Below are 2,953 nucleotides of genomic sequence, written 5' to 3'. Positions count from 1 at the left end.
CCGAAAATTGGAACAGCGCCGCACGTTGAAGCCGAAGCCAAAGAGCCGATGGCTAATTCCTTTGGCGTTCTGGGCAAGCTCTATCTGACGCAATCGTCAGGAGGTCTTTTTCCGGTGAAGCGGTCAGTCATCCAATTTACCGCCGCCATCGCGCTCGCCTGGGCTGCGCGTCCGTGGCCGATACCGGGCAACATCACCATCCTGACCTTGCTGCCGGCTTTGCACAACTTGTCCATGTAGGCCTGCGTGACCGCGGACTGGATGACCTGGTCGTTGGCCCCCTGCGCAAGAAAGATGGGGATCTCAGGGGAGAGCACCCTGGTGCTGTTCTGTTCGAGAAGCGATCGCCAAGGTTCTGCCTTGCTCGGATCTTGCACGGTCAGGAAATATTGCTCGAGTGGCCGCCCTGTCCTCTGCCTGACGATCAGGTCGAAAGGGCCTTCGATGCATTCTTGCGCCAGCCTGTCGATTGCAGGCATGGCGCGCGGATCGACGACGTTGTCTATGGCGGCTCCGTAGACTCGGTGCCACGACCAAAGCGTCATCGCTGTGATGTTCTTGCCGCCGATCGTGTTGATGTCGTCGCTCATCAGCTTCACGAGGTCCGTTGCCGGGGCCGCTGCAGCGACACCGAGAAGCTTCAGCTCAGGAGCGTAGGCGTTTGCGATCATCCCGGCGAAGAGCGCGGCCTGCCCGCCTTGTGAATGCCCCCAAACCGTGAAGTCCTTGCCATCGCCTGCGCGGGGAACGGAGCGTGCCGCGCGCACAATATCAATCACGGCTCGACCTTCGCTCTCACCGACCAGGTAAGCATGCGGGCCCGGCGTACCGAGCCCTGGATAATCGGTCGCCGCAACGACGAAGCCACGGGAGATCATCGAGCGAAGTCCCTGGATCTGCTGAAACAGAAAAATGGCGAGCGATGGGGCGCAACGCGGGACGATACCCGAAGTCGGATGTGCCCAAGCAACGATCGGACGTCCGCCGAGCGCGGGCGTGCCTTGCGGAACGATGACGACGCCGGACACAAAGACCGGCCGACCGTTCAGCCCCGTCGAGCGATAGAGCACGCGATAAGTGGAGGCGCCGAGCGGAGCACCGTCCATCGGCTCCTGCCGCACTAAGGTGCCCGGGGCGCCGTTGAGCAACGATTCCGGCGCATCATAAAATGTCGTCTGGCCCGACGCTATTCCCGGAAGGCCAAGCACAGCCGTGGCGATGAGCGCGGTCGACATCCACCTGCGCGGCCAGCCACCAAAGAGATTGCTGGTGAAGTATCGCATGGTCGAGCTCACGTGCTTACAGTCCGTAAACTATCTTCAGACCGCCGCTGGCATGAAGGGCAATCAGGATGCCTTCGCGCAGCAAGTGCACTTTTCCAAGCCTTGCGGAGTCAAGGTGGCCCTCCATGCGAAAGCCGTCCTTCAGCGGGCGCGTCAAGCGTTCCTTCGCAGCCATGAGCAGGTTTTGGTAGGAAATGCCGTAGTCGAGATTAGAGCCATTCTTCAATTGCGCCGCGAGCTGTTGCACGGCAGATCCAATCTGGCTGTCCTCTGACGAGGTCGTCAGGCCAATTTCGGAAAGGCCAAAGGTCCTATTGTCGGCATCGACGTTTGGCTGGGCCGAAAGATAGATCCATTGACCCGCGTTGGGATCGGCGTCGGAGCTCTTTGCTATGCGAAGGCCGACCACGAGTTTGCCCGAGGACGGGTAGATCTGAACCTCGCGCACGGACGTGTTCTGCGCCGGAACGGCTGCAATTGCCTGGCTTACCTTTTCCTTGACCGCCTCGTAGTTGATGCGCACGGGAAGAATGACATCGAAGGTGCCCGGCTCAGCCACCGCGGCGCCGAGCGGCGGGAGAGCCGTTGCCGTGACAGCTGGCGGCTGCTGCCCGATTAGAGTTTCGGCGGAGCCGGTAAGTTCAAGCGATCCCCACAATACCTTGCCATCGGCGCGGACACCCGCGAACGCCGCGGTCTGCGGGATCAGCTGCAGCCAGATCGGCGGATCCTTCGAGATTTTAATGGGGTCAAACGCGTGACGCCATGCCGTCTCGGCCTTGCCGTGCAGGTCGAGTGCCCGCGCCGCGGCCAGCGCGCGCGACCGGATGCGGCCCAGCTGGGTTCGAATATTGGGCTCGACATAGGGGGCAAGGTCAAACTCGCGACCCAGCACGTGAAGGTAGGGATGCTCACTCCAGTGGAACGAGTCGCTGATGTTGAGCTGGAGCGATCCATCCCTGCGCAGCTCGGGGCGCGCTTCAACCTCGATCGTCGCGCGTGCCTCGGTCTCGCCCCGGATGCGCGCCGTGAACCGATTAGCTCCCTGACCTTCGGCAGCACCATGTATGGAGACCGCGCCGAAGACGCGATCGCCCCGGCCATACAGCGAGACCGGGCTAGTCCGGTCGACAAATCCCCATACGTCGCAGTTGGCGTTGACCCGGAAGATGAAAACATGACGATGAACGCAGTTGATGCGTTCGTCGATGGTGGCAAGCCGCTTTGGAATGTCCCGCTCGATCGCTGCAGCGAGAGCCGGCAGCCCGAGCTCGACCGTCGCAGAGATGCGTGAAGTCGTTACGAGTGGCGTTGCAGCGTCCGGGCTATATGCCGGCTTCTCAGCGGCGAACGCGATCGACGGGAGCACTAAGACAAGGAGTGCACCTAGGCCGACGATATCCATGTGTGATCTGCTAGCTATCGAAAAGCATTCCGGCCCATATGACCATGATGGAAACATCATTCTAGTGCTCCAGCTTCAAGGAAAACCAGAACCACAGCAGCATTCGGTGGGCGGGCGAGTGCTAACGGTCCTGTCCGCCAGGGGGAACGACGCATGCTGCTTCGGACCCGGCAGACACCGGCAATCAGCCATTATCCGTTCCGTCAGGTGTTAGGCCGATCCCCACGCGCTTGAGAACATCAGAGGCAACTTCAAGATGAGCCCC

2 protein-coding genes are annotated in these 2,953 nt (G+C 61.2%); both read right to left on the bottom strand.

Translation table 11 applies throughout. From position 1 onward, the window contains the following. Window positions 1-80: 80 nt before the first annotated feature. On the bottom strand, window positions 81-1,283 hold the full coding sequence (locus IVA92_RS16630) for an alpha/beta fold hydrolase (RefSeq protein ID WP_247276187.1): 1,203 nt from the start codon (window positions 1,281-1,283) through the stop codon (window positions 81-83). A gap of 16 nt (window positions 1,284-1,299) precedes the next feature. Further along, a complete protein-coding gene (locus tag IVA92_RS16625) occupies window positions 1,300-2,688 on the bottom strand; it encodes a DUF4403 family protein (RefSeq protein WP_247473149.1) in 1,389 nt (462 codons plus the stop codon). Between the last annotated feature and the right edge of the window lie 265 nt (window positions 2,689-2,953).

This window comes from Bradyrhizobium sp. 154 (assembly GCF_023073875.1).
Lineage (GTDB): Bacteria > Pseudomonadota > Alphaproteobacteria > Rhizobiales > Xanthobacteraceae > Bradyrhizobium.
The sequence above is the reverse complement of the archived record's forward strand: the minus strand, read 5'-3'. Positions and strand labels throughout refer to the sequence as shown.